The sequence below is a fragment of the Holospora obtusa F1 genome (assembly GCF_000469665.2).
GTDB classification, from domain to species: Bacteria; Pseudomonadota; Alphaproteobacteria; order Holosporales; family Holosporaceae; genus Holospora; species Holospora obtusa.
The window spans coordinates 1-22,107 of the sequence record NZ_AWTR02000016.1 but is presented as its reverse complement, the minus strand read 5'-3'; the positions used below and the strand labels follow the sequence as shown (position 1 = coordinate 22,107).

Genomic DNA, 22,107 nt, shown 5'->3' with positions numbered 1-22,107 from the left:
CCTCATTGAATCATTTTGCAATAAAACAAAAACTATTGTTAAAAGCCAATGTTTTAATGTTCAATGAACTTCAAATTTTGAAAGGTGCTGCGTAACATCAGTGATTAAAGATTTCTGGTGTCGTAAGCGCACACAAAAGCTTGATTGATCCGTATACCATAGGGGATTCCCTTCTTGGAAACTTTAGTAGGTCTCGTCATGCGTCTTAGATGATGTCTTGTATTACTATTATCTTGCTCTATACAGTTCCTGATTTTTCAATACTATGGCGGTTTTTTTGTAGAACTTTAGAGAAAGCATCCCAGTCATCAGTATAAAATGTGCAATTTTCAGATGTTTGACTTTTTCATAAAGTTGTGTGAATGTTGCAGCATCACGATTCCCTGTAAAGTTCTCCGTGTGCTACGATCAACGGCTTTGATAATCCAGAGTTTTTGACTTTTTTTTAAAAAAAATGCCGCATTTCATCAAATTCCACTGTTTGAATGTGACCTAAAACCTCAAATTTTTGTATTTTTTTCATCTCTGCCACACCCCACCTATATAGTAATAGAAGGAGAATGTCCAAGAATATTCACCCATCATGTTACAAGATGCCTTAGCTAAAGAGTATAAATTGACGCATAAGGCTTTTTTTGATAGCCGTTTCCCTTTTGCCTTCTCTTATCACCTTCAACAAAGGTATAACCTCATTTCTTACACTTATAGCTCTGAACCTTGCGTACTATACCGTTCCTTATGCAGTTTTCGGAAGTACAGTTCTTGCAATGCGTTGCTGATGACCTTAATACGACACTATAGTCGTATGTTGACATAAAACTATCTAAACGTCAAAATTCTCAGATTTTTTAAAAAAATTGTGATCAGTGGATACGAAAAAAATAACATCAACAGTACATTTTAGAGGTAACGTAAAGTCAAAGCGCTAACGTATAAACTGATCAATATTATCCCTTTCATTCTTTTTAATGCTCACGTACACGGTACAAAATCTTAATTACTATACGATCCCTAAACTTTTATCTAGATCCAAGCAGCATAACAGCACGATAATAATTTTTTGCTTACTCTCATAAAGTATACGCTAAGGAGTACTAGAAAACACCCAAGGTGATGGTCCAAAATAATCTGCAAAAGCCGTCGCGTAATACTTTTCGATAAGATTTTTCGGCATAGGAGGATCAACAAGTTTTGTTTTTTTTTCAGGATTTTCAGATGCCTCAATAGAAGGACTTTTTCCGACCTCAAAAGCAGGGGCAGGAGATGAAGCAAGAGGAGGAAGTGTAATATCCGGTAACGTTGCAAAACAGGGAACCGACATACATAAAACAAACCATTCAACTGTCCACCTTATTTTTTGAAATAATTTATGTCTCATAGACTTCATCCTCTTCAGTAGATATCCTAAATCGTAGCTAAGCTAAAAGCACATCATCTTCAATTGCTTTTGTTTGATCTGAGTCTGATAAAGCAACTGCCATATTTTTTAAAGTCTTTTCAACTAAAGCCGCTCTTTTTCCGTCCCCTTTATTTGAATCTGCTTTTTGTTTTTTTTCGTCTGATTTTTCTGTCTTATCATCTAATTTTTCTGCTTTATCATCTGATTTTTCTGCTTTATCATCTAATTTTTCGATTCTATCGTCTGATTTTTCTACCTGATCGTCTGATTTTTCTATCTTCTCATCTGATTTTTCTTCATTTTTGCTATCTTTAGATTCGTGTTCTATTTCTTCGCTTTTTTCTTGCATACTAGACATGCTGATATCTTTTTTTTCTTCACTAGGACTTGGTTCTTTTGTAGTTTCCCCTTTGTCTTTTTCAGATGAAAGTTCTTCTTTTTCTTCTTTTTTCTTACATCCCGCAACAAATCCTAGCATTACAAGAGAAAGAGCACACACAGTGCCTAAAATGGGAAGAGTTTTTTGCGTCATATCTTGTTCCTTATATTTTTTCTTTCTACATTTTGTCAGAATAATCTAAATAAATGACTAAACTAATTGATTAGATTTGGTTATAAGTTAATAAAATCAAATCGAATATAAGAATTAAAATAAATAATAAAAAGATATTGAAATAATATTTTCAAATTTAAAATACAAAAATTATATATTAATAGGATCAGTTTGAGTTTTTAACCAAGAATACTCATCTTTCGAAAGATACGGACCAAGAGTACTCAACACATGCTGATGATAATGATTTATCCAAAGCACTCGTTTCTTTCCTAAAATTTTAGGCTGAATTAGGCATCGTTGAAAAGGTGCAAGACTTAAGATATCTAAACATAACCATCCACAATGATTTTCTTTTACATAAAAAAGATTTTCTAATCGAATTCCCCATAATCCGTTTCTGTAATATCCTGGTTCATTAGAACATACCATGCCAGGCTCTAATGGTACTGTTGTTTTTGAACTCAATTGAACAGGACCTTCATGAACGTTAGAAAATATACCAACGCCATGTCCCGTTGAATGTCCATAATCTTTATGCCCTTGCCACAAAGATCTTCGCGCAATCACATCTAATGCAGAGCCCAAAGTTCCCACTGGAAATTGACTCATAGCAACATCGATGTGACCTTTTAAAACCTGTGTGAAATCTTCTTGATATACTGGGTCTGGTATCTTATTTCCCAGCCATAGTGAACGCGTCATATCCGTTGTTCCCCAGTAATATTGTCCTCCTGCATCAATTAGATAGGGACCATCTTGAATATGCATTTGGTCGTAAGGCTTGGGAACATAATGAATCATTGCTCCTGATGCTCCTGATGCTGAAATTGTGGGAAAACTCGGTCCCTGATAGCACGAAAATTGTTTACGAAACGCTTCTAGCTTTAAAACAGCATCATATTCTTTGCAATATTCGTTCACAGCATTTATTTCTATCCAATACAAAAATCGTGTAAACGCAATACCTTCTGTTACGTGCACCTGTCGCATGGCTTCTAACTCTTCATTTGTTTTAATACAGCGTTTTTTTGGAACGCTCCAAGAAGATATCGGGCGTGCCTTTGGAAACCATTCTAGAAGTCCCAAAGGAGTATGTTCTGGAATATAATAAATTTTACTAAATTTTTTCTGAATTGCATCTTTCCAAAGACAGAGTGGTAAAATCGTGATAGAAGCAGGCAACACATCTTGTTCTTTTATCAAAGAATCTGTTCCGACATACCAAAAAATTTTGCTATAAGCTTCTTCCCAAATCCCCACAGCATAGGCTTGTAGTGTGGGAAGAAAAGAGTTTTTTGTTGCGACACGAGATAAAAACGACAAATCTTGAGTATTACAAATCAAAATCGGATTTTTAAAATTTTCTTTCCAAACACACTCAGATCTTCCAAAAAAAGGGAGATTCATCACGATTTGCTCTTTAGCATAGGTAAACGATAAAAATGGCTTAAAGAGAATTTTACAGGCACTAAACTCCATAGAAAAATTAGCAGAGTGTTTTTTAGACACCTGCCAAGGATCAATGAGTAAAACTTTACTATTTTTTTGAACATAGTGATGTAAGCTACACAAGCTGTGCACAGAAGCTCGATTGTTACATTCTTTTATACCCTGTACCATATACCGATCGTCTGTGAACATACACAGGTCTTCAAGACCAACCCAAAGCGTTGCGTAAGATCCTGTAAACCCAACGATTTGAAAAATTATGTGATCAGACGTACGCTGAGTTTCAAGAAACTGATCGTTATGAAATACAAGGGCACTATCAGCCCCTAACTCACGAATCTTTTTGCGTAGAGCAGACAACATAATTTTGAAAACTATTCTTTATGTCCCTCAAGACTTAACGGGTACCAAGAAGGATGATTAGCGCTGTGAGCCTCACCATTAATGATTGTCGGAACTTTTCTTACGGTAACGCCTCCTGAAGGATTTCCGAAAGCATGCACAATGTATAGTACATAAGGAGAACTATCTCCACTTTTTGCAGCATACGCTAAACAACGACCATTTGGTCCCCAAGATGGACGGTCAATAACAAGAGATTGAGCTATAGCTCTTTCTTGCCCTCCGTTACAGTCACAAACACACAGATAGTGTCGTCCACTAATTTTTTTGACAAATGCAATCCACTTACCACAAGGCGACCAAGCGGGTGCAAAATATTTTCCTCCACCTTGACTAATGCATACTGGCGCAGATCCAGAGTGAACACTACTTATAAATAATCTCGGAATTCCTCCCACACGATCTGAAACAAATACCATTTTTTTTCCATCTGGGGAATAACTAGGAGAAACATCAATATAAGCGTTATTTCCAGGGGTCAATGAGTACATTTTACCGGAATTCAAATTGTAACCGAACAACGAAGCTCCATCTTCTCCTGAGCACGAAAAAACAACCTCATTTCCATCAGCAGAAATACGCGTAGAATTAAAATTACGTAAATAAGGAAGACGAAATTCCGTTTTTTCAACAAAATTCATCACACCTATCTGTTTGTGCTGACCATATCCTCTATCGATTAGGTAGGTTACGATAGGGCGAGTTCTTGCACAATGGGGTAAAAGCGCATCGGTTTTGTTGGGAGAAGTTAAAAAATTACACTCTTTTCCGTCAATACTCACTAACGCAATGCACTGTTTGCTTTTTCTGGGATCTCTTGAATTATATTTTTCGTAAGTATAAGCGATAACGGAATGAAAATATCCAGACTCTCCAGTAAATTGTTTGTAAATCGCATTAGCAACGCGATGCGCAAATAATCTAATATTATCCCCTTTATGACGTACCACACGTTTTCCAAGACATCGCTTAGTGAGTGTATTAAAAAAACTTAACCGACATATATTCTGACCATCTTCTTCTTTAACTTGCGCTTGAACAAACACTGAACCGGGGATATGAGCCCAACTTTGTAGACTTGTCGTATCTACATATTCTTCACTTCCTGACGCGCTTCCTTCTCCAACGATGGGTAAAATTCGAAAAAAACCCGAAAACTTTAAATCATCCTCTACAATTTTTTGTACGACAGATGCATCACTTAATCCGGAAATGCATACAGGAATGACAATACTAACCCCTTTTCGAACACTAAGATTTAATGTGCTCTGTGCTTTCATAGGACAAACAACAGACAATATACTAAATAAAAAAATTATTTTTGAACTTAAAACAGAAAAAGATTTCACTAACATTCTTTTGATCTTTAAACACACCATTATACTTAACATTTTTTTTGTTGTGATGCAAACTTTTCATCCATTTTTTATACTAAAAATAACACGAATTTAGCGATAAAAAAATATTTTTTTTCTACCATTTACTTGTAAAGTTTGAAAAATAAAATAATGAAAATAATAAACAAAAATAAAATAATTTTGATTTGTTTGCTCTTATGTAGCTATAATGTTTTGGGAGTTCATGGTGAAACCGATCCTAATCTTTCATCTGATAAAAATACAGAACAGGGCATAGAGACCCCAAATATTGAAGGAGAGAACTTACCTGATGAAGAGAAAGAAGATACAAAAAATAGTCAAGAGGAAGAAAGTGCACAAAATATCGGTAACAATTTATCCTTAAAAGGAGAGAATTCAACGGAATCTAGTCCTGGATATCGTGCGTACCTCAAGAATAAGGTAAAAGAATTTGCGCATACAGGGCAAAAAGCTTCGAACCAAATTACTCAAAAACTTTTTGACTTGTTTTCTAAGAAAGACGCTCAAACGAAAAGTGAAGCGCATCAATCCGATCACGCAACTCAGGAAAATGAAAATATTACACCCAGTGCAAGTATTCAAGACACATCATCTTCTAAAGATGCTTCTAAAATCATGGATAAAGTAAAAAATTTACCACAAAATTTTTATAACCAGTTGAGTCAGGTTAAAAGTTTTGTTTCTAAGGTAGGACCTCAAAAAATTCCATCTTATCAAGACATAAAAGAGATGAGTACTAAAATAAAAAATTTTTCTGGAAAATTCTTTAAAGATTTTCCAGATCTCAGAAATTGGGTTCCTGAAGGAACAAAAAATATTTATAAAAACGTTTCCTACCGATATTTAAGAGGAGGAAATAAAGTGGCAAGTAGCGTTATTGATCTTTTTAAGATGTACGTGGCAGTAGCTCAGCGTACAGTTAATGACCTAGATACATTTATGAGTACGGGAGCAAATATTGTGAAAGCCGGTGCAACTGGAGGCGCTCTTGGAGTGATAGGTGCTGTTGCTTCTAACGCAGCTTCTTATGTATCTAGAGTTTCAAATCCGGCAAATTCTATCAAAAGTCTTACGGGTTCGTTGGGATCATTAGATACGCTTGCAAAAACGTTCTTGTATGCTTTTCAAATGTCTCAAAATACTTTTGTAAATATTATTTCAGATATAGGTAGAGGGTTATTTACTAAGCAAACAGTGTTTAAAGATTTTTTAAAAGAACCAGATGCATATAAAGCAATTGTGGATGGATATGTGTTTGAAAAATGCTTTAAAGCTTTGATGAATACGATGATTGGTGTATATCTGATTTACTACATCAATGGTCAATATTACCTAGATAACACTCAGTATCAGGCTACGTTCGCACCTCTTGAACAAGCTATAAAAACGTTTGCACAATCCTTACCGAAAATTTTTGAAGGCGTTAATCAAAAAAAAGGGTGGATTGAAAAATCAAAGGCATTGTATGAAACATTATTTAATAGTAATGATTTGATGAAACAATTTGAAAAAAGTATTATCTCTATGCAGACTGCATTACTTGATGCATTTAAAAGCTTATTAGCTTTAGGTGAAAAACGTTTTTCTGAAAAAGGTTACCAATCACTTTCAGTATGTTCCTCTTGGATGCAAGCTTGTCTATCTATTTTTTCTGCAGCTACACAGGTTCAATCTAAAAAATTAAGCACAGAGATATTTGTGAATGAAACGTTACGTGATGGGCCAAAAACTTTAACAAAGATCCTTGCCGAAGGATTTAATTGGGGAAAATCTTTATTTAGTAAAAAATCAAAGTAAACTCTATGCGTTGACTTGAGTGATTATTTTGCGTAAAATTACACTAAAGAATAGATGAAATGATAAGAAAAAATGATTGTTGCATCAACATTTTTTTCTTATTTAGAAAAAAATACCAAAAGGTAGATTAAATTTCTTCACGCAACAAAACACCTAAGAAATAGAATAAAACGCGTACAATCAAGTAAATTTATCTACTTTTCCAAAGAGCTATCTTTTTCAGCCCTATAAAAAAATTGTCCGATAACGCCTCTGTATGGTTTTGAATAGATCTTGTAACACGTTATTATTCGAAACTTGAATATCAGGATTGCTAATAAAAAAATTAAAACCAGGTCAAGATGTTGCTACGGATCACGCCTTTTTTCATAAATCAAAAAAGACAAAAAAATGAATAGAATCCGTAAAATACAGAAGTTTTCCTATCTTCTGATTCAACGAGCTTTGAACCCGATTAAAACGATGGATTGAAGGCGATTTATCAAGTTTCATGATCCTATTTGCTTGCTATTTCTTAAAAAATCCTAATACAACCTAAATTACTATATTTGCAACATAGGGTTGATATGACGACCATTTCCAAAAAGGTCTATTATTTAGAGTAAACGAATGAAGATACGCGACACCACTTTACTCGATTGCAAGGAAAAACAAAAGATTTTTAGCTGAAGTATAGGTAAGCCTCACCTGTCACTGAAGATCTTCTTTTATTACTTTTAAGATTATCAAAGAAGTGTCTTATGCTTTATAGAACCGTTTTTAATATTTTTTTAGTTAATTTTCTCTTTTGCTACTGCGCTTTCCGTATTTGAATGTTTTTGCAAAAAGTTCATTAAGGGCAACAAAGGCAGACCTTCGCATCCACCTGTGGGGCCTGCAACATGTCGAATATAATGCCCTAACATGCCAAACGAACGATACCCTCCGCTGAGTGACTCTTGAACCAAACTATCTGCAAGAAATGAAATTTTCTCATTTGGAATGTGACTAAATTTTACTTTTGTTATAGACAAACGAAATTTTGTTAAAGATCCGCTTTGACTTTTTCCCATCATAGTCAACACTCTGTGACTTTCCCCAGACCATAAACGAATCGTGTCAGCACAAACAGAGTGGAGGCTTCCACCTTCTAAAAAAGATCGTTTTTTAAAAATTACCGTATAAACTGCCCAAAATGATTCTTTAGGCCTTTGCTTTTGAGCTTCATAAAGCTGAAACGTGATACGTTGTTGAAGATACGTTGTGACTTCACGTAACGCAGTAGAGCTTAAAGTGAAAGGAACCGTCATTTTTTCTAAAATACATACATTGCCCAATATATTTTTAAGGTCTAATTCACGAATAATTCCAACTTTTTTTTGACATTCTGTAGCGAAATTCCAAATCATAACTTTTTTCCTTAATTTTCTTCAAATTTTTTTTCGACAACATTCACGAAACGTTCCATATCCTCTAAATTTTCAAATTTTAGCTGAACTTCTAAAAAAGCTCCTTTATGATGAATTTTTACGTGACTTTTTCTAATCCAAGATTGCAAACGAGTTTCTAACAATACGAGATCATTTTTTTCCAGATGTCGTAAGTGCTCACAAAGAGGCTGAGTTGAGTTTTCTAGTGCCTTTTCGAAAAAACGATTAGATTTTTCTAAAGCTTGCTCTTGCTTTATCGCTTGCTCTGTCTGCCTTACTGTCCAACTGTTTTCAACAACTTTTTGTGCTAACTCACTTGGATTTTTACTACTCAAAATAACTTTAGCATGCCCCAAAGAAAGATGCTTATCTAATATTAAATTTTGTACAGATTCTGGAAGATGCAAAACACGCAACATATTTGCAATATGACTTCTACTTTTTCCAATACGATGCGCTAATTTTTCTTGAGTATACTGAAATAAATCCATTAAATTTTGATATCCTCTTGCTTCTTCTATGGGGTTTAAGTCATCTCTTTGTATGTTTTCCAGAAGTGCGATTTCCATCATTTCTTCATCACGAGCTTCTAGTACACGACAAGGAATTTTTTCAATCCCCGCTAATTGAGCTGCACGCCACCTTCTTTCTCCTGCAATAATTTCGTATTGATTTTCTCCACATCTGCGCACTAAAAGTGGTTGCAAAATTCCTTTAGAACGTATCGAATGCCCCAACTCATCTAGGGATACTTCGTCGAAAACGATTCTGGGTTGTTTTGGATTTTTTTGCAACACTTTTGGATCAAGCCATGTTAATGTTTGGTCTTCTTGTAAGACAGAAACAAGACACTCTTTTTCAGACTCAACATGCTCTTCTTGCAAAAATGCAGTTAAGTTATTTTCTCCTCCACCTCCTTGCTCTCCTAATAAAGCGCTTAATCCACGGCCTAAAGCTTGTCGATGTTGTGATTTTTTCATTATAATTTCAAAAAGAGAACAAAATTCTTCCTTTATATGTATAACACTTAAATTTTTTATTGTCTACGCGCGAGCAAAGGTGTTGGTTTTAATAAAATAGATTCAGTACAGTTGAAGTGGCGTATTTAAAAGAATAAAGAAAATAAATCATTGATTAGGATGTTCGACGTTTTGTTTAATTCATTACTTATAGAGACCGGCTGCGAAAGTCGCTGTTTATTTTAAAAAAGTTCTTTTTTCGAGAGTCTTCAATAGATCTCTTGGAAACTAGACTTTAAATAAAAGTTAAGTTATAAATAAAAAAATTCGGAAGATTTTTATGGAATACGAACGGATCAAAAAGTGAGATAAAAATTTCAAAAACTTACGGAGAATTAAAAAATAGATGCACAACATAAAGCGAATGTGACAACAGTTTCCCAAGAAGTTTGCTAAATACAAACCTCTATGTTTTTGACCAATTTTTTGATCGTAATACCACTTATTTTGATTTGTTTGAACTTAAGAAACGTCTTTTAGCTATAAACCTAATCCTTTTAACCACTCCCTTAGTGTGACTTCAAACATTTTCAGCAGCTTATTTTTTTTGATATGATTGTCTAGGTTTTATCAAACACTCCTTCTTATTGATGCATTACGCTTCTTAGGAAAAGCTTTGATGTACTCGCTATCCATTTTCTGAATCGAACTCCTATGCTGCATTGTCTTAAAATCGTTGCGGAAATTTTTTATCATTTGCCGTTCACACTCACAAAATAGCATGTCTAATTCAACCGAAATTACTATAGCAGCTAAAATCTATTTTGCAAGGATACAAAATTATGCAGAAATTTATAATTTTTGCACATAAGTCATGATTTTTCATTTTCTTTTCTTTAAGTATTATTTCCTGGTCTAGTATCATTTAATTTCAATACGTCACACGATAAAAAAATTAACAAAATTTAAAGCTTAAAGTTTTCCGTTATTATAGAAATTATCTACACAATATGTTTTTCAAAAGCTTGAAAATTTTTAAAACTTCTGATGTAATGGAAAGAGAAGTGAAGAAGCGTATTTAAATTTTTTCATGCAAGCGCATTGGGGGCTGAGTATATTTTTTTTAGGGATCAGTCTATATTTTTCTTTTTATAGCGTGTACGGAAGACGCGGTTGCTTTGTATGGAAAGAAAAGCGTACACTTCTTATTCAGAAACGAGAAAAAGTTAAAAATTTGGAAAAAAGAAAAAAAATTTTAGAGCAAAAAATTTTGTTGTTTGATCGAGAGATTGATTCAGACTTGTTAGAGCAGATGGGATGGCAAGTACTGGGGATGATTCCGAAAAATTATTATCTTGTAACTTACGGTAGGTGATGAATATAATTGCATTAAAGATATTAAAGATAGAAAAAAAAATGAAAACGTTTCAAACATTTCAAAAAAAATGTAAAACATTTACGTATCTTTTGTTCGTTTTATTTTTTTTTGTAGGTTGCAGAGATTCTGAGCGTATTTATCAGCAAAAGCCTTTGAATATGTTGTACAAAAAGGCTATGGAAACGCTAAAAAAAGAAGATTTTAAAGAGGCTTCTGAAAATTTTGACGAAGTTGAGCGCCAATACCCTTACTCATCTTGGGCGCCTCATTCGCAACTTATGTCTGCATACTGTTCGTTTAAAGCTCAAGAATTTCCCAAATCGATCGCTACATTAGAAACGTTTTTAGCGTTACATCCTTCATCTTCCAGCGCACAATATGCACACTATTTGCGAGCGCTCTGCTATTACACTGATATGCTTTCTCCTGAACGCGATAATGAAAATGCACTTTTAGCGCTTCAGGGATTTCAAGAAATTTGTGAGCGCTTTCCTTACAGTGACTATGCGCGAGATGCAGAACTAAAAGTAGATTTCATACAAGAACATTTAGCTTGCCATGAAATGCTTATTATTCGCGATTATATGAAGAGAAAAGAGTTCGTGGCAGCTTTTCAACGTTTATCTCTTTTCATTAAAAACTATTCAAGGAGCGTTCTAGTGCCAGAAGCTCTGTACCGTTTAATAGAGTGTCACATTGTATTAGGATTTCCTGGTCTTACTTACAAAACTTTTACGCTTTTAAAATACAATTTTCCTAAAGATGCGTGGACATCCATGGCTCAAGAGTTGCTCATGTTAAAAAATTAATCCTTTTTGTGTGTTTTTTAGTCACATAAAGTATGCTTTTTGAATAAAAAATTGATAAGCATTTTTATGAATCAAACATAAGTAATTAAGAGTATTTTTCAAAGATTTTGTTACTTATCTGCACGGAATATTGACACAGCATCCCTCAAATCAGCTAAAAGAGTACGCAGTGTAAACATATTTTTTTGACATCTGCTTGAAAAATTGATCTAGATAAGGAAACGAAAATGAAACAATCGATCTCCACAGATCATTTCTTAAATTTTTTGAAAAGTTTAAGCTTTTTTTACGTCGGGCCTAAGCTTAACCGTCTTTTCATGATGTGCAGCAAAAGTAGTTGAATTGTAATAAAGCAAAAAAGCACTCATTGATTGATATAATTTCTGGAAAAACTCAATTTGCCGCCTAATCCATTGCTTCATATCTGCACAAAATTTCTCGATTGGATTTAAATCAGGTGAATAAGGTGCCCTCCCCTATAATCGGAAGATTCAATGAATTCTCTGGCTCTTTGAGATTTATGAAATGAAGCATTATCCATGATCACAATTTGTCCAGGTTTTGATTCTTTTTATTAAAAACTGCGCTACCCAAGCTTCGAATAATTGTGTGTTACAAAAACCGTTAAAAATCATCGGAGTAATCGCTTTATTATTTACTAAAACCGATACAATATTAGTTTTTTCGTAATATTTACCTCTCTTTTATCAACAAGTGTTTTATTTGTTTTGCCCTTACTCTATCTTTGCAAATGGCTAGCTCTATCCCGCTTTCATCAATGTATACAAGACTTTCAGCTGATATATAATTTTATCGATTCTTGGTATGCATTTCGTTTTTCTTTACTTGCCTCCACATAGGTGAAGGCTTTTTTTATAACTAAAACTAACGTGCATCACTGGCACTCATGCCAAATTCACGAGCAATACTCTTCTGATCTAGCATCTGGATGATTAGTATTGAATAAAAGATTTTTTCTATAGGTGAATTTGCGCCCAAATGTATCTTTGGGCGGAAATGTTTTTGGCTTTTATAACGTAAATGCTATCTGTTGATTGTCATTTTATTTATTCCAAAAACTCTCGATTCTTTTTTTTTACTGTTACCTGCTTTGATAAAATTTATGACCTTTTCTCTTAAATTTATACTGTATGGGAGCGTTGACATTATCCGCCTTTTTAGACAAAATATACCATATATCGCATTATAATTCAACTATTTTTACTATATTTGCGCACATACTTACACGTAAATATCTACGCCTTTATGCCCCAAAAAGGGGCAGTCCTGGTCGTTGATATGATTCCAGTTTTTTGATATGGATTAATGGGGTGTGGACGTTTTATTATTACGATTTTTTCTTGCCTCGTCAACGGCCTTATCTATGATACCATTTTTCTGATTGGTCAATACTGATGTTGTCAGATTTATTACCGGAGCAAAGAGAGGGGAGACTCCAGGAGTATTGGCCTGATCGGGAGTTTGTGCAACATTTTTGTTCGATGAATCTTTCTCCTTTATCACTTCTAGTAACTCAGATAGGAGTTGCCTGTGTTCTACAGATAGTAAGTCTTTTTGGTCCTTAGTTTGGCCTAATTTTTTCCGTTGAGCACGTGTGGTAATTTTTAAAAGGGAAGGAAAAGATTTTATTAAATTACGAATCTTTCTGGCACCCTTAACGTTGGGGGTATTCGAGAAATAATTGCCCTTCAAGTGATCTTCTAACATTGTTTGATAATCTTTTGAAAATTTTATACTAGGATCATTTTTTAGGACTTCTTCTATCTCCCTATTCAAATGGTCAGCCAAGTGTTTCGAAATATATTCACTTTCCACTACCGTTGGTGACGCTTCTATATCTTTACTTTGATCAGGTATCTGACTTACTGGAGGGAGAAAAGCGCCCTGATCAGCTCCATTTTGGGAATCAACGTTTCCTTGAGTTTGCGCGACGATTTCCTTCTGCTCTGATGCACTTGAAGATTCACCATCTTGACTTAATGTCGGAACTTGCTGCGGGTCTGGTTGAGTTTGCGTTTCTTGATTTAATGGCGTTTGAGTTTCTTGATCTATTTTTAAGGGACCTTGTGACTCTACTACGTTTGAAACCAATTTTACTGGAGTTTCTTCAGGTTGCAATGATGCCAAATTTTCTTTAGGGAAAGTCCTTTCCCCGAAAAATCTCTCTTCACTAGCTCTAGGCGACGAACTTACAGATTTGCTCCCTTTTATAGATCGTCTAATCTTTTTTAGTGCTTGTTTTTGTATTGCTTCTATATATGAGTGCACAGACTTTTTTAATGATTTTCTCGCCAAATCTCCGTCTACCACCTTACGGAATTGTGATAAAAATAACTGACGTATTAAATTTTTCGCATTTTGATTAAGATCAGATTTTGTTTCGTTCGGTTCTTTCGGTTCTTTTTCTTCAGAAGAATCGCTTTCCTCCGTGTACTCTATAGTCTCAGAAGCCCGTAAAAAAGAAGGAGACAAGATTGTTATCATTAACAAAAAATACAATATGTTTTTTTCTCTCATAGTTTAATTAAAATGTTGATCTGTTTCATAGTGGATTGTATAATAAATAAAATAAAACAAAGTTAAAACATTTTCTTTTCGTGGTTTTTTAATGTTTATTTTTATTGTTTTGTAAAAAACAAGCGGTATTAAAAAAATTAAACAATCTCATCAGTTGGGCTTTATGAGATAGGGTTTACTAAAAATAAATTAATCTTGACAAATCGATACTTAAGTAAATGAAATTAAAAAAATGTCTCAAATCGGCAATGAAGAGAGAACTAAAAATCAAATTAAAGACAAAGTGTGTTAGTCGGATACAAAACAGGAAAAGGTTAACTTATTACCCCAAAGAAATTCTAATTTAAGTACGAATGTCCGTCAATCCATAATCAAATTTTTTTTTACAGGCATCTTTTCAAACTCTGTACACCTAAAGGATAGATGCACGTTAGATACAAATCAATGAAAATGTGTTCTCTAAAATTTAATTTTATCGGAAATTTTCTCTAGTTATTATCTATTTTGTAAATTCATATCACACAATTCGTTTCGAAATAAAAATACTAAAACGTATTGATTTTCATTTTATAATTAACGTTTTTTATAATTTTTTTATTGCTTAAAATATTTTATAGATATAAAAAAAATTTGATTCGATTTAAAAACGTATTGATCTTTTTTATCTCCCCTCTTGCAATCATTTAAGAAATATGTCTATGATTCATATGTAGAAACTTTAGAAGGATATCGTTATGAAAGCGTTTATTTTGTTAGCATCTCTTATGGCAAGTGTTGTTAGTGCTACTAGCACTCCTGAATCTACAGAGAAAAGTGAAGATGTAGAAGCAAAAGAAAAAGAGAAAGAGCAAGATCAAGAACAAGAAAAAAAGTAGATTGCTTCACTTCATAAAAAGAGAAAAAGTTACAATATTTTTTCTCTTTTATTTTTTGCTATTTAGTGCACTCTAATCTTTTTTATAGTGTAGTATAGGTTTATGAGTGCATAGGGATCTAAGTGAGAGTGAAGGTGTAAAATTATGATTCGAAATACATATAGAGAGTTTTATCCAGATAAACCCATTGCACTGGTGGGGATGCCAGGAGTAGGAAAGACAACTTTAGGGAAATTATTGGCGGATTTTTTTGGTATACCGTTTTTTGATTCAGATAATATGGTAGAAAAAGCTGCTGGAGGTCTTTCTGTTTCGACTATTTATGAACAATTTGGAGAAGAGGTATTTAGAAGCACAGAGCTTGCTGTAATTCAGCGAATTTTGGGAGAAGAGTCTTCTCATGTGTTAGCCACCGGTGAAGGTGCATTTTTAGAAGATCAAACTAGAATACTCTTACTAGAAAAGACCTGCACTGTGTATATGTACGCAAGCCTTTCTCATTTGGCCGCTCGCTTGTCTAGGAAAGTAAGGCCTCAACTTGGACTTCCTTTAAAAATAGATGGGTTAAAATTAGATGATGAGTCCGCAAAAGGAGAGGAAGAAAAAAATTTAGCTTTGGAAAAATCATTGGAAAAAATGTACGAAGAAAGAGACAAATTTTACAGGCTTGCAGATGTGTGGGTTCCTAGCGATCAAGGAGGATATGAAGATACGCTTTCAAAAATCTTAGATGCTCTGAAGTCGCATTTTCATATTATGTAGATTTTAGCATCAACAAATTAAACATATGCTGATGATTTTTTTTCTTTTCCTTATCGTAGTTTTTGCGGTATTTGCTGCTTTTTTATCTGCTAGCGAGACAGCTGTTATTGCCTCTTCTCCTTTTCGTTTAAATCAGATGGCAAAAAAAAATCCTGCTGCCTCAGTTTTGTTAGAGCTCAGAAAGCAGATGTCTGTTTTAATTGGTTGCCTTTTGTTTACAAATATTTGTTTATTGAACGGCATGGCATCAATTGCTACAGAGTTATTTCGTCAGTACTTGGGACCTTTAGGATTAGTCATTGCGCCAATAGTAGTATCAGCACTTACAGCGTTGTATGTTGAGATTTTACCAAAAATTTATGTGTATCAATGCCCAGAGCGTGCGGCTTTATTCTTAGTTCCCTTATTACAATTTTTAAAGCGTTTTTTGTTTCCAATTACCTTATTGATGGATCGCATAGCACATTACTCACTAGCGTTATTGGGATTAAGTAGTAAAAAAGAAGCAGCAAATACGTTAGAAGATTTAAGGGGGGCCATTGATCTTCACGCGGGATCAGGGGTTATTTCTCATGAACGGGCAATGCTTGGAAGTATTTTAGATTTATCACGTGTTACTGTGTCTGAAATTATGGTGCATCGAAAAAATATTGTCTCTTTTAACGTAGATCTTCCCTTTGAGCAATTATGCGAATATTTACTAACTGCTCCGTATACGAGGGTTCCTTTATGGAAGGACTCACCAGACAATATTGTAGGTGTTATCCATTTAAAAACTCTGATACGACATTTACAAAAAAAGGATAAATTAAAAGAAAATTCTGATATTTATTCTATGATGAAGGCTCCATGGTTTATTCCTGAGACCAGTACATTATTTTATCAAATGCAGTTGTTTAAGGAAAAACACTCTCATCAAGCGTTTGTAGTGGATGAATATGGATCTTTGTTGGGAATGGTAACTTTAGAAGATATTTTAGAAGAAATTGTTGGAGAAATTCGTGACGAATATGATGTAGATTTTCCAGGTGTACGAACAACTCCTCAAGAAACCTATTTAATCAGAGGGTGTGTAACGTTGAGAGATTTGCGCAGACAATATGAATGGAATTTTGATGAACCTTCGGTTTCAACGCTTGCAGGTCTTATTTTGCATACATGCCGAACCATTCCAGAAGTAGGAACTGTTGTGCGTATTAAGCAGTTTGAAATGAAAATCCTTCGAGTCCATCATCATCAAGTGACTTTGATTGAAGTAACCCCTCTACGTTTTGAAGAAAATACTTAAGTAAATTTTAATATAAATTTATAGGAACTATATAGAAATTGCATTCATTTTTAAAAAAAAAGGTTGTGCAGCAGGGAATCAGTTTTCTATGTGCAAAATATTTACGTTTGGTGTATCAAACGAGTCGACATGTGGTTACGGGGCGAGAAAAAGTAGAAGATTTTTTGCAAGGGCACAAAGCAGCAATAATTGTATTTTGGCACAGAGAAATGATGATGGCGCCTTTCGCGTGGAAAAAGGGAACGAAATTTCGTATGCTGATTTCATCTCACGGAGATGGAAGATTAGTTGCAAAAACGGTCCAAAGATTTGGGATTGAATGCATTGAAGGATCCTCTTCTCATGAAAGGGGAGTGTTTGTTTTAAAAAAAATGTTGGACACTCTGTCCGAAGGAATTAGTGTCGGAATTACACCAGACGGTCCTCGGGGACCGAAAGGAGTTTTGAAAGATGGAGTATATGCCTTAGCACGTCTTTCCGGATGCCCCGTATTAACGTTAAGATGGAACTCTACCACAGAGTATATTTTGAAAAAAACCTGGGATCAGATGAAACTTCCCTTGCCTTTTGGTCGAATTGAATGGATATGGGGATCTCCTATCACGTTGGCTCATGCAGATACTCAATCTATATTTTACAAATCTATTTACGCTATGCTCTCATAAAATTTGAAATTTTATTTCGCTAAGTTCTGCCAACCTTTTAAATTTCGTAAAAGGAATAGATTTTTACTTGAGGAGCAAATACAGACATGCTTATGGGATGTGTCAAGAATTAACAACTGAGCAACGACAAAAAAAAGATTCATACGCGCTCACTTTTTGGAAAAACATAAAAATGTATGAGAAATCGAATTTCAAAAACTTGGTTTTCATTCACCGAACGTCTCCTGGTGAAGAAAGATAACTAATCTGTTACACAACGTCATGTTAAAAAAAGTAAATGATTGACCTATGGAGCAGTGAATAGATCTACTAATGAGCGTAGCTTGAGCCCTTTTTTTCAATGAGGTTAAGGTCAGAAGGAAAGTAAATCATAAAAGGTTTTGTTATGATATTTTTCATATCTTTGGCTTTGTGAAAAGCATCATTTTCCCCCATGATAAACAAATGTCCAGATATTGAATAATAGAAAATTTTCAACTCAAGCTGTAAAAATTTTTATGTTAACGCAAGAGTCTATAATTCAACACCGTCAACTTTACCCTCAACCTATGTTCAAATTGTTCTGTCTTGTACGCCCCAACCGCGCTTTTCATACCTTCTTCCGTTCAATTCATATCTATACGTTCTTTGCATATCGCGAACAAAAGCCACATATTTACATAAGTTTCAACATTTTATGCACTCATAACTAAAACAGTTAAATTGCAATGCAAAATATAATATATTCTATCTAAGAAGGTAGATAATATCAACGCGTCCATATACAGTAATTTAGTATGAAAATAGAATTTTAAAGAATGCGGCAATAGCCTCATAAAGTTTATCAAACTGGTTAATTTGGTTCGTAACCCATCTTTTCATATGAGCCCAAATTTTCTCTACTGGATTCAAATCGGGTAAGTATGGCGGTAAAAAAGATTAGCTGTTTAGTCTCCACAACATGTAATTTTGATTATGATTAAAATTTGACGTGTTACGTTCAAATTTTCATATGATAATATCAAAGGGGGGCTGATATTTCAATGATTTCAGCTTTCTTTGATGATTATAGTAAAGCACAAAAATCATCATATGAAACTTCAGCTCATCAAAGTCTTTGTAAAAATAAACCTGTGTTGTGTAGTGTTTGAGAATTTTGTTGATGACTTCGACCTGACCTTTGGTCTAAGGATGCTTGAAGTTGGTGAGCCTGTGTTCAATGTTATGCTCCTTACACATCACATCAAAGGGGTGCGTTTTGTTTTTTGGTCTCAGGTGTTGCACAAGCTGTTCATAGGTAAATTGCGCCTCATTGTCTGTGAGAATTTTCGTTATTTTACAAGAACAATGGGCAATCATATTTTTCAAAAATGCACTTGACTCGTTAACCGATATCTTTGAATGGAGCTCGACATAAACGTACTTTGTGGCTCGATCAATGGCCATAAAAAGGTCGCATGGACTTTCTGTACTGTCAATACGAACAAATTCAAAGGGATAAATTTCTTTTTTTCAGGAGTCAAAACTTCTTTTTTGGGTAAGATTATTTAGTCTTTTGAGGCATCAATGCAGATTAGAGCCCATGAAATTAGAAATCTTCTCCTTCAAAGCACTATAAACATCATTAAGCGGAAGCTTAAAAACGCGCCTGAATTCACACACAATCTCTTGCTTCTGTTTCAGATAAAACGCTTTGGCTGCTCAGGGCCAGAGCGTTTATCTTGAACACAACCGGCTTTCTTTCACTTCAAAACTGAAGGGCCAGACGCTTTGCTATTTTTAGCGGCGCTCTCTATAGAGTTTTATATTTTTTTTCGGACTCGAAGCGTCGTCTTGGCATTTTCATGAAGTATACTTCCCATAAATCAGCCCCCTTTAGTTCCTTATAGGTTATACCATAAGAATTTGGAACTAAACAGGAAAGGTTTTGAAGTCTTGTGGGGATCAAGAAAGAGACAGTTTACAAAAAAGTTTGTATTCTTGAAGAAGCCGATTCAAAAAAGAAAACCCTAGAAAGCTGGAAAAGTAAGCTCAATATAGAAAATATTCAAAACAAAAATACCTCAAGGCATCCAAAAGCTCCATAAAAATTAATGAAAATATTATTTTTACGATTAAATAATTCAAGATAAGATTTGACACCTATATGAAATAGACACAAAAGATTTAGCTTTAGATTTAATTTTCCCTATTTACAACATAGAGTAAAAAATGACAACAGTTTGCTCAAAGATTTGCTGATTTTTTTTACAATCAACATCCCAAGCTATCTTTCAATGCCTAGAGATATTTTGCTTGTGAGAAAAAAAAATGTTATACTATTTCAGTGGAATTAAATACATGTGGAGATTTAAATTATGCATTTTTTAAAAACATCTTCGCGTAGCACTGTTGATACAGGGTTACAGAAATTTTTGATGGGAATTTACAGTTATATGGCTCTTGGACTTGGCCTAACAGGAGCTGTAGGATTTGCTATAAATGTTGCGCCACCGAGTATTCGTCATTTTTTTCATAGTATTTCTTGGGTTGCTTCGTTTGCAACCATAGGATTGGTTTGGGCAATGGGGAGTCGTGTGGGACAAGCTAGTGTGCAAAGAGCTCAAGTGTTGTTTTGGGTTTTTGCAGGACTTGTTGGAGTGAGTCTTTCCAGCTTACTTAGTCTATTTTCTGTGCATGCCATCAGTCGAGCTTTTTTTATTAGTTCCTTTATGTTTGGAGGAGCAAGCGCTTTTGGTTACCTCACAAAAAAAGATTTAACTAAAATGGGATCATTTTTAATGATGGGGGTTTGGGGATTGATCATCGCTTCCCTTGTTAATATTTTTATGGGAAGCAGTTTTACTGATTTTGTTATTTCTGTTCTTGGAGTCATTATTTTTACGGGACTTTCAGCTTATGATACTCAGGCTTTGAAAGATTTGTATTTTCGGTTACCTCTAGATTCCTCTATTCGTGAGCGCGCTTCAATTTTGGGCGCTTTAAGTTTGTATTTAGACGTTTTGAATATTTTCTTGTATATGTTACGTTTAGGAGATCGAGACTAAATGAAGTATTCAGAAAAAATTCTTGAATTAGAAAATGTAATTCAGGATTTGAATACAATTTTTCATCAAGCCATGGCGAATAAAGAGCTAGCTGTGGCTTTAAAAACTCGTGAATTGTTAATTAAGATTTTAGATGCAAAAAAACTTAAGAAACATCATGTCAAGCCTCTTTTAGAATGGACAGATGAAGAAATTCGGTCCTTTATATCCGATGCAGAACTCCTTCATTGTCGATCCAAATGTTGATTTAAGGACTGTGTTTGCGAAAAAATTGCGTAAACTTTATATAATTTAAGACCAAAAAAGTTGAATAAAATTTCTAAAATTAAAAAATTGGATTCAGAGTATATATACATTTTCTCCTGCTGAGGTAGACAAAAGATTGAAGCAGCTCCATTAGGTTCTTTTATATCTGTATAAACTGTATCAAGATTATTTTTTTAACATATGTTTTGTATACCTAAGCAACTTCAAAATAAATGCCAGGTTCCTAGGAGCTCGGATTGTCTTAATTCTGCCGATGCCCGATATACGAGTTCAAGAAACAATATTATTACATTTTAAATTTCTTTGAACGTTTAAAAAACCGGTTCTTTCACGCATATTGGGTATGATTTTCTAAAACTTTTTGATTGGATTTAAATTGTATTATAGCAATCTAAGTTAAAGTTTACAAATAGAAATAAATCCTGAAACTTAGTTAATCAAAGGCAAAGGTTCTTGTCTATATGATCTTGGAATTTATTTCTAGAAATAATTTGTATACATTAATGAAATCGAGATAAAGCTAACCATTTGCAAAAATAGAGGATGAGAAAAAAAAAGTGAAAAACTTGTTGGTAAAAAAAAGCAGTAAATATTAAGAAAGTTAAGAAAGAACTCATATTGTAGCAAATTTAGTAAATAATAAAGCGATTGCTCCGATATTTTTTAATTCGAAGTTGAGGGAGAGCTAGTTTTTGATAAAAGAATTAAATCCCGGACAAGTTGTGATCATGGATAATGTGCTTCATTTCATAAATCTCAAAGAATCAGAGAATTACTTGAATCTGCCGGTTGTAGAATTATTTTTTTATCACCTTATTCACCTGATTTAAATCCAATCGAGAAATTTTGGAAAAATATGAAGCGATGGATTAGGCAGAAAATTGAGTGCTTCCAGGGCTTATATCAGTCCATTAATGCTTTTTTTACTTTATCATAATTCGACTGCTTTTTCTATAAAAACAAAAGACCTTTGGAATCTCTTAGCTAAAATCAGACAAAAAATACTCGCTCACTGCGTTAAAATTACTAACTGATGTTACGCAGCAATAGTTGATTTCTGCTTGAAATAATCATATTTTTCGTCCGTAAGTTTTTAAGGACAAAAAATGAAACTGGATCTTCTTGATATGTATAGCGACTATTTGATAA

19 protein-coding genes and 1 pseudogene are annotated in these 22,107 nt (G+C 34.0%); 11 read left to right on the top strand and 9 right to left on the bottom strand.

From position 1 onward, the window contains the following. Positions 1 to 1,084: 1,084 nt before the first annotated feature. The 4 genes from P618_RS00705 to P618_RS00690 all read right to left on the bottom strand — a co-directional run bounded on the left by P618_RS00705 (position 1,085) and on the right by P618_RS00690 (position 5,185). Positions 1,085 to 1,321, bottom strand: a complete 237-nt coding sequence (locus tag P618_RS00705; RefSeq protein ID WP_040458095.1) for a hypothetical protein — start codon at positions 1,319 to 1,321, stop codon at positions 1,085 to 1,087. A 94-nt stretch (positions 1,322 to 1,415) separates the two neighbouring features. Then, a complete protein-coding gene (locus tag P618_RS00700) occupies positions 1,416 to 1,877 on the bottom strand; it encodes a hypothetical protein (RefSeq protein ID WP_156918931.1) in 462 nt (153 codons plus the stop codon). A 225-nt stretch (positions 1,878 to 2,102) separates the two neighbouring features. Next, positions 2,103 to 3,767: a M24 family metallopeptidase gene (locus tag P618_RS05870; protein WP_021827978.1), complete on the bottom strand. Its 1,665-nt coding sequence runs from the start codon at positions 3,765 to 3,767 to the stop codon at positions 2,103 to 2,105. An 11-nt stretch (positions 3,768 to 3,778) separates the two neighbouring features. Continuing rightward, positions 3,779 to 5,185 carry a PD40 domain-containing protein gene (locus P618_RS00690; RefSeq protein WP_021827979.1) on the bottom strand — a complete coding sequence of 469 codons (1,407 nt, stop codon included), beginning with the start codon at positions 5,183 to 5,185 and terminating at the stop codon, positions 3,779 to 3,781. A 129-nt stretch (positions 5,186 to 5,314) separates the two neighbouring features. Between P618_RS00690 and P618_RS00685 the strand changes: the two genes are divergently transcribed. After that, a complete protein-coding gene (locus P618_RS00685; protein WP_021827980.1) occupies positions 5,315 to 6,982 on the top strand; it encodes a hypothetical protein in 1,668 nt (555 codons plus the stop codon). A 770-nt stretch (positions 6,983 to 7,752) separates the two neighbouring features. On the opposite strand, the gene P618_RS00680 is transcribed toward P618_RS00685, so the two are convergent. Together P618_RS00680 and P618_RS00675 are read right to left on the bottom strand one after the other, a co-directional pair. Then, a complete protein-coding gene (locus P618_RS00680; protein ID WP_021827982.1) occupies positions 7,753 to 8,370 on the bottom strand; it encodes a Maf family protein in 618 nt (205 codons plus the stop codon). An 11-nt stretch (positions 8,371 to 8,381) separates the two neighbouring features. Beyond that, positions 8,382 to 9,371 carry a ParB/RepB/Spo0J family partition protein gene (locus tag P618_RS00675; RefSeq protein ID WP_021827983.1) on the bottom strand — a complete coding sequence of 330 codons (990 nt, stop codon included), beginning with the start codon at positions 9,369 to 9,371 and terminating at the stop codon, positions 8,382 to 8,384. Positions 9,372 to 10,440: 1,069 nt separating this feature from the next. On the opposite strand from P618_RS00675, the gene P618_RS00670 reads away from it, so the two are divergent. Together P618_RS00670 and P618_RS00665 are read left to right on the top strand one after the other, a co-directional pair. Then, complete coding sequence (locus P618_RS00670; RefSeq protein ID WP_021827984.1) at positions 10,441 to 10,725, top strand: hypothetical protein; 285 nt, start codon at positions 10,441 to 10,443, stop codon at positions 10,723 to 10,725. Continuing rightward, on the top strand, positions 10,725 to 11,537 hold the full coding sequence (locus P618_RS00665) for an outer membrane protein assembly factor BamD (RefSeq protein WP_021827985.1): 813 nt from the start codon (positions 10,725 to 10,727) through the stop codon (positions 11,535 to 11,537). Before P618_RS00670 ends, P618_RS00665 begins: the two co-directional genes overlap by 1 nt. 1,044 nt (positions 11,538 to 12,581) lie before the next feature. Here the strand turns inward: P618_RS00665 and P618_RS09000 are convergent. Beyond that, positions 12,582 to 12,704: an IS630 transposase-related protein gene (locus P618_RS09000; protein WP_084024541.1), complete on the bottom strand. Its 123-nt coding sequence runs from the start codon at positions 12,702 to 12,704 to the stop codon at positions 12,582 to 12,584. Positions 12,705 to 12,860: 156 nt separating this feature from the next. Continuing rightward, positions 12,861 to 14,030, bottom strand: coding sequence for a hypothetical protein (locus P618_RS00660; protein WP_156918930.1), 1,170 nt, complete (start codon positions 14,028 to 14,030; stop codon positions 12,861 to 12,863). A gap of 779 nt (positions 14,031 to 14,809) precedes the next feature. Here P618_RS00660 and P618_RS07605 point away from each other — a divergent pair. The 4 genes from P618_RS07605 to P618_RS00645 all read left to right on the top strand — a co-directional run bounded on the left by P618_RS07605 (position 14,810) and on the right by P618_RS00645 (position 17,665). Next, entirely contained in the window at positions 14,810 to 14,950 is a 141-nt protein-coding gene (locus P618_RS07605; protein ID WP_021827988.1) for a hypothetical protein, read from the top strand. A 144-nt stretch (positions 14,951 to 15,094) separates the two neighbouring features. Continuing rightward, positions 15,095 to 15,712 (top strand): shikimate kinase, encoded by a 618-nt coding sequence (locus P618_RS00655; protein WP_021827989.1) that lies wholly within the window; start codon positions 15,095 to 15,097, stop codon positions 15,710 to 15,712. 31 nt (positions 15,713 to 15,743) lie between these two features. After that, positions 15,744 to 17,000, top strand: a complete 1,257-nt coding sequence (locus tag P618_RS00650) for an HlyC/CorC family transporter (protein ID WP_021827990.1) — start codon at positions 15,744 to 15,746, stop codon at positions 16,998 to 17,000. 110 nt (positions 17,001 to 17,110) lie between these two features. After that, the gene (locus P618_RS00645) at positions 17,111 to 17,665 is read left to right on the top strand and encodes a lysophospholipid acyltransferase family protein (protein ID WP_239638247.1); all 555 of its coding nucleotides are present in this window, start codon (positions 17,111 to 17,113) and stop codon (positions 17,663 to 17,665) included. A 771-nt stretch (positions 17,666 to 18,436) separates the two neighbouring features. On the opposite strand, the pseudogene P618_RS08995 reads toward P618_RS00645, so the two are convergent. Further along, a pseudogene (locus P618_RS08995) lies at positions 18,437 to 18,568 on the bottom strand (IS630 family transposase); the annotation flags it as partial. A 138-nt stretch (positions 18,569 to 18,706) separates the two neighbouring features. Here P618_RS08995 and P618_RS08125 point away from each other — a divergent pair. From P618_RS08125 to P618_RS08990, 4 genes are all read left to right on the top strand, one after another. Continuing rightward, entirely contained in the window at positions 18,707 to 19,024 is a 318-nt protein-coding gene (locus tag P618_RS08125; protein WP_024160987.1) for a hypothetical protein, read from the top strand. A gap of 977 nt (positions 19,025 to 20,001) precedes the next feature. Beyond that, positions 20,002 to 20,691: a Bax inhibitor-1/YccA family protein gene (locus P618_RS00635; RefSeq protein ID WP_021827995.1), complete on the top strand. Its 690-nt coding sequence runs from the start codon at positions 20,002 to 20,004 to the stop codon at positions 20,689 to 20,691. Beyond that, positions 20,692 to 20,937 carry a hypothetical protein gene (locus P618_RS00630; RefSeq protein WP_021827996.1) on the top strand — a complete coding sequence of 82 codons (246 nt, stop codon included), beginning with the start codon at positions 20,692 to 20,694 and terminating at the stop codon, positions 20,935 to 20,937. Positions 20,938 to 21,721: 784 nt separating this feature from the next. Beyond that, the gene (locus P618_RS08990; protein WP_084024539.1) at positions 21,722 to 21,895 is read left to right on the top strand and encodes a transposase; all 174 of its coding nucleotides are present in this window, start codon (positions 21,722 to 21,724) and stop codon (positions 21,893 to 21,895) included. Positions 21,896 to 22,107 lie beyond the last annotated feature (212 nt).

What these genes read in the sequence shown, in the direction of transcription:
- P618_RS05870 (WP_021827978.1), bottom strand. Translation starts at nt 3,767, where the DNA reads ATGTTGTCTGCTCTACGCAAAAAGATTCGTGAGTTAGGGGCTGATAGT.
- P618_RS09000 (WP_084024541.1), bottom strand. Translation starts at nt 12,704, where the DNA reads ATGTCAACGCTCCCATACAGTATAAATTTAAGAGAAAAGGTCATAAAT.
- P618_RS00690 (WP_021827979.1), bottom strand. Translation starts at nt 5,185, where the DNA reads ATGGTGTGTTTAAAGATCAAAAGAATGTTAGTGAAATCTTTTTCTGTT.
- P618_RS07605 (WP_021827988.1), top strand. Translation starts at nt 14,810, where the DNA reads ATGAAAGCGTTTATTTTGTTAGCATCTCTTATGGCAAGTGTTGTTAGT.
- P618_RS08125 (WP_024160987.1), top strand. Translation starts at nt 18,707, where the DNA reads ATGATTATAGTAAAGCACAAAAATCATCATATGAAACTTCAGCTCATC.
- P618_RS00675 (WP_021827983.1), bottom strand. Translation starts at nt 9,371, where the DNA reads ATGAAAAAATCACAACATCGACAAGCTTTAGGCCGTGGATTAAGCGCT.
- P618_RS00680 (WP_021827982.1), bottom strand. Translation starts at nt 8,370, where the DNA reads ATGATTTGGAATTTCGCTACAGAATGTCAAAAAAAAGTTGGAATTATT.
- P618_RS00630 (WP_021827996.1), top strand. Translation starts at nt 20,692, where the DNA reads ATGAAGTATTCAGAAAAAATTCTTGAATTAGAAAATGTAATTCAGGAT.
- P618_RS00705 (WP_040458095.1), bottom strand. Translation starts at nt 1,321, where the DNA reads ATGTCGGTTCCCTGTTTTGCAACGTTACCGGATATTACACTTCCTCCT.
- P618_RS00700 (WP_156918931.1), bottom strand. Translation starts at nt 1,877, where the DNA reads ATGCTAGGATTTGTTGCGGGATGTAAGAAAAAAGAAGAAAAAGAAGAA.
- P618_RS00655 (WP_021827989.1), top strand. Translation starts at nt 15,095, where the DNA reads ATGATTCGAAATACATATAGAGAGTTTTATCCAGATAAACCCATTGCA.
- P618_RS00670 (WP_021827984.1), top strand. Translation starts at nt 10,441, where the DNA reads ATGCAAGCGCATTGGGGGCTGAGTATATTTTTTTTAGGGATCAGTCTA.
- P618_RS00650 (WP_021827990.1), top strand. Translation starts at nt 15,744, where the DNA reads ATGATTTTTTTTCTTTTCCTTATCGTAGTTTTTGCGGTATTTGCTGCT.
- P618_RS00635 (WP_021827995.1), top strand. Translation starts at nt 20,002, where the DNA reads ATGCATTTTTTAAAAACATCTTCGCGTAGCACTGTTGATACAGGGTTA.
- P618_RS00685 (WP_021827980.1), top strand. Translation starts at nt 5,315, where the DNA reads ATGAAAATAATAAACAAAAATAAAATAATTTTGATTTGTTTGCTCTTA.
- P618_RS00665 (WP_021827985.1), top strand. Translation starts at nt 10,725, where the DNA reads ATGAATATAATTGCATTAAAGATATTAAAGATAGAAAAAAAAATGAAA.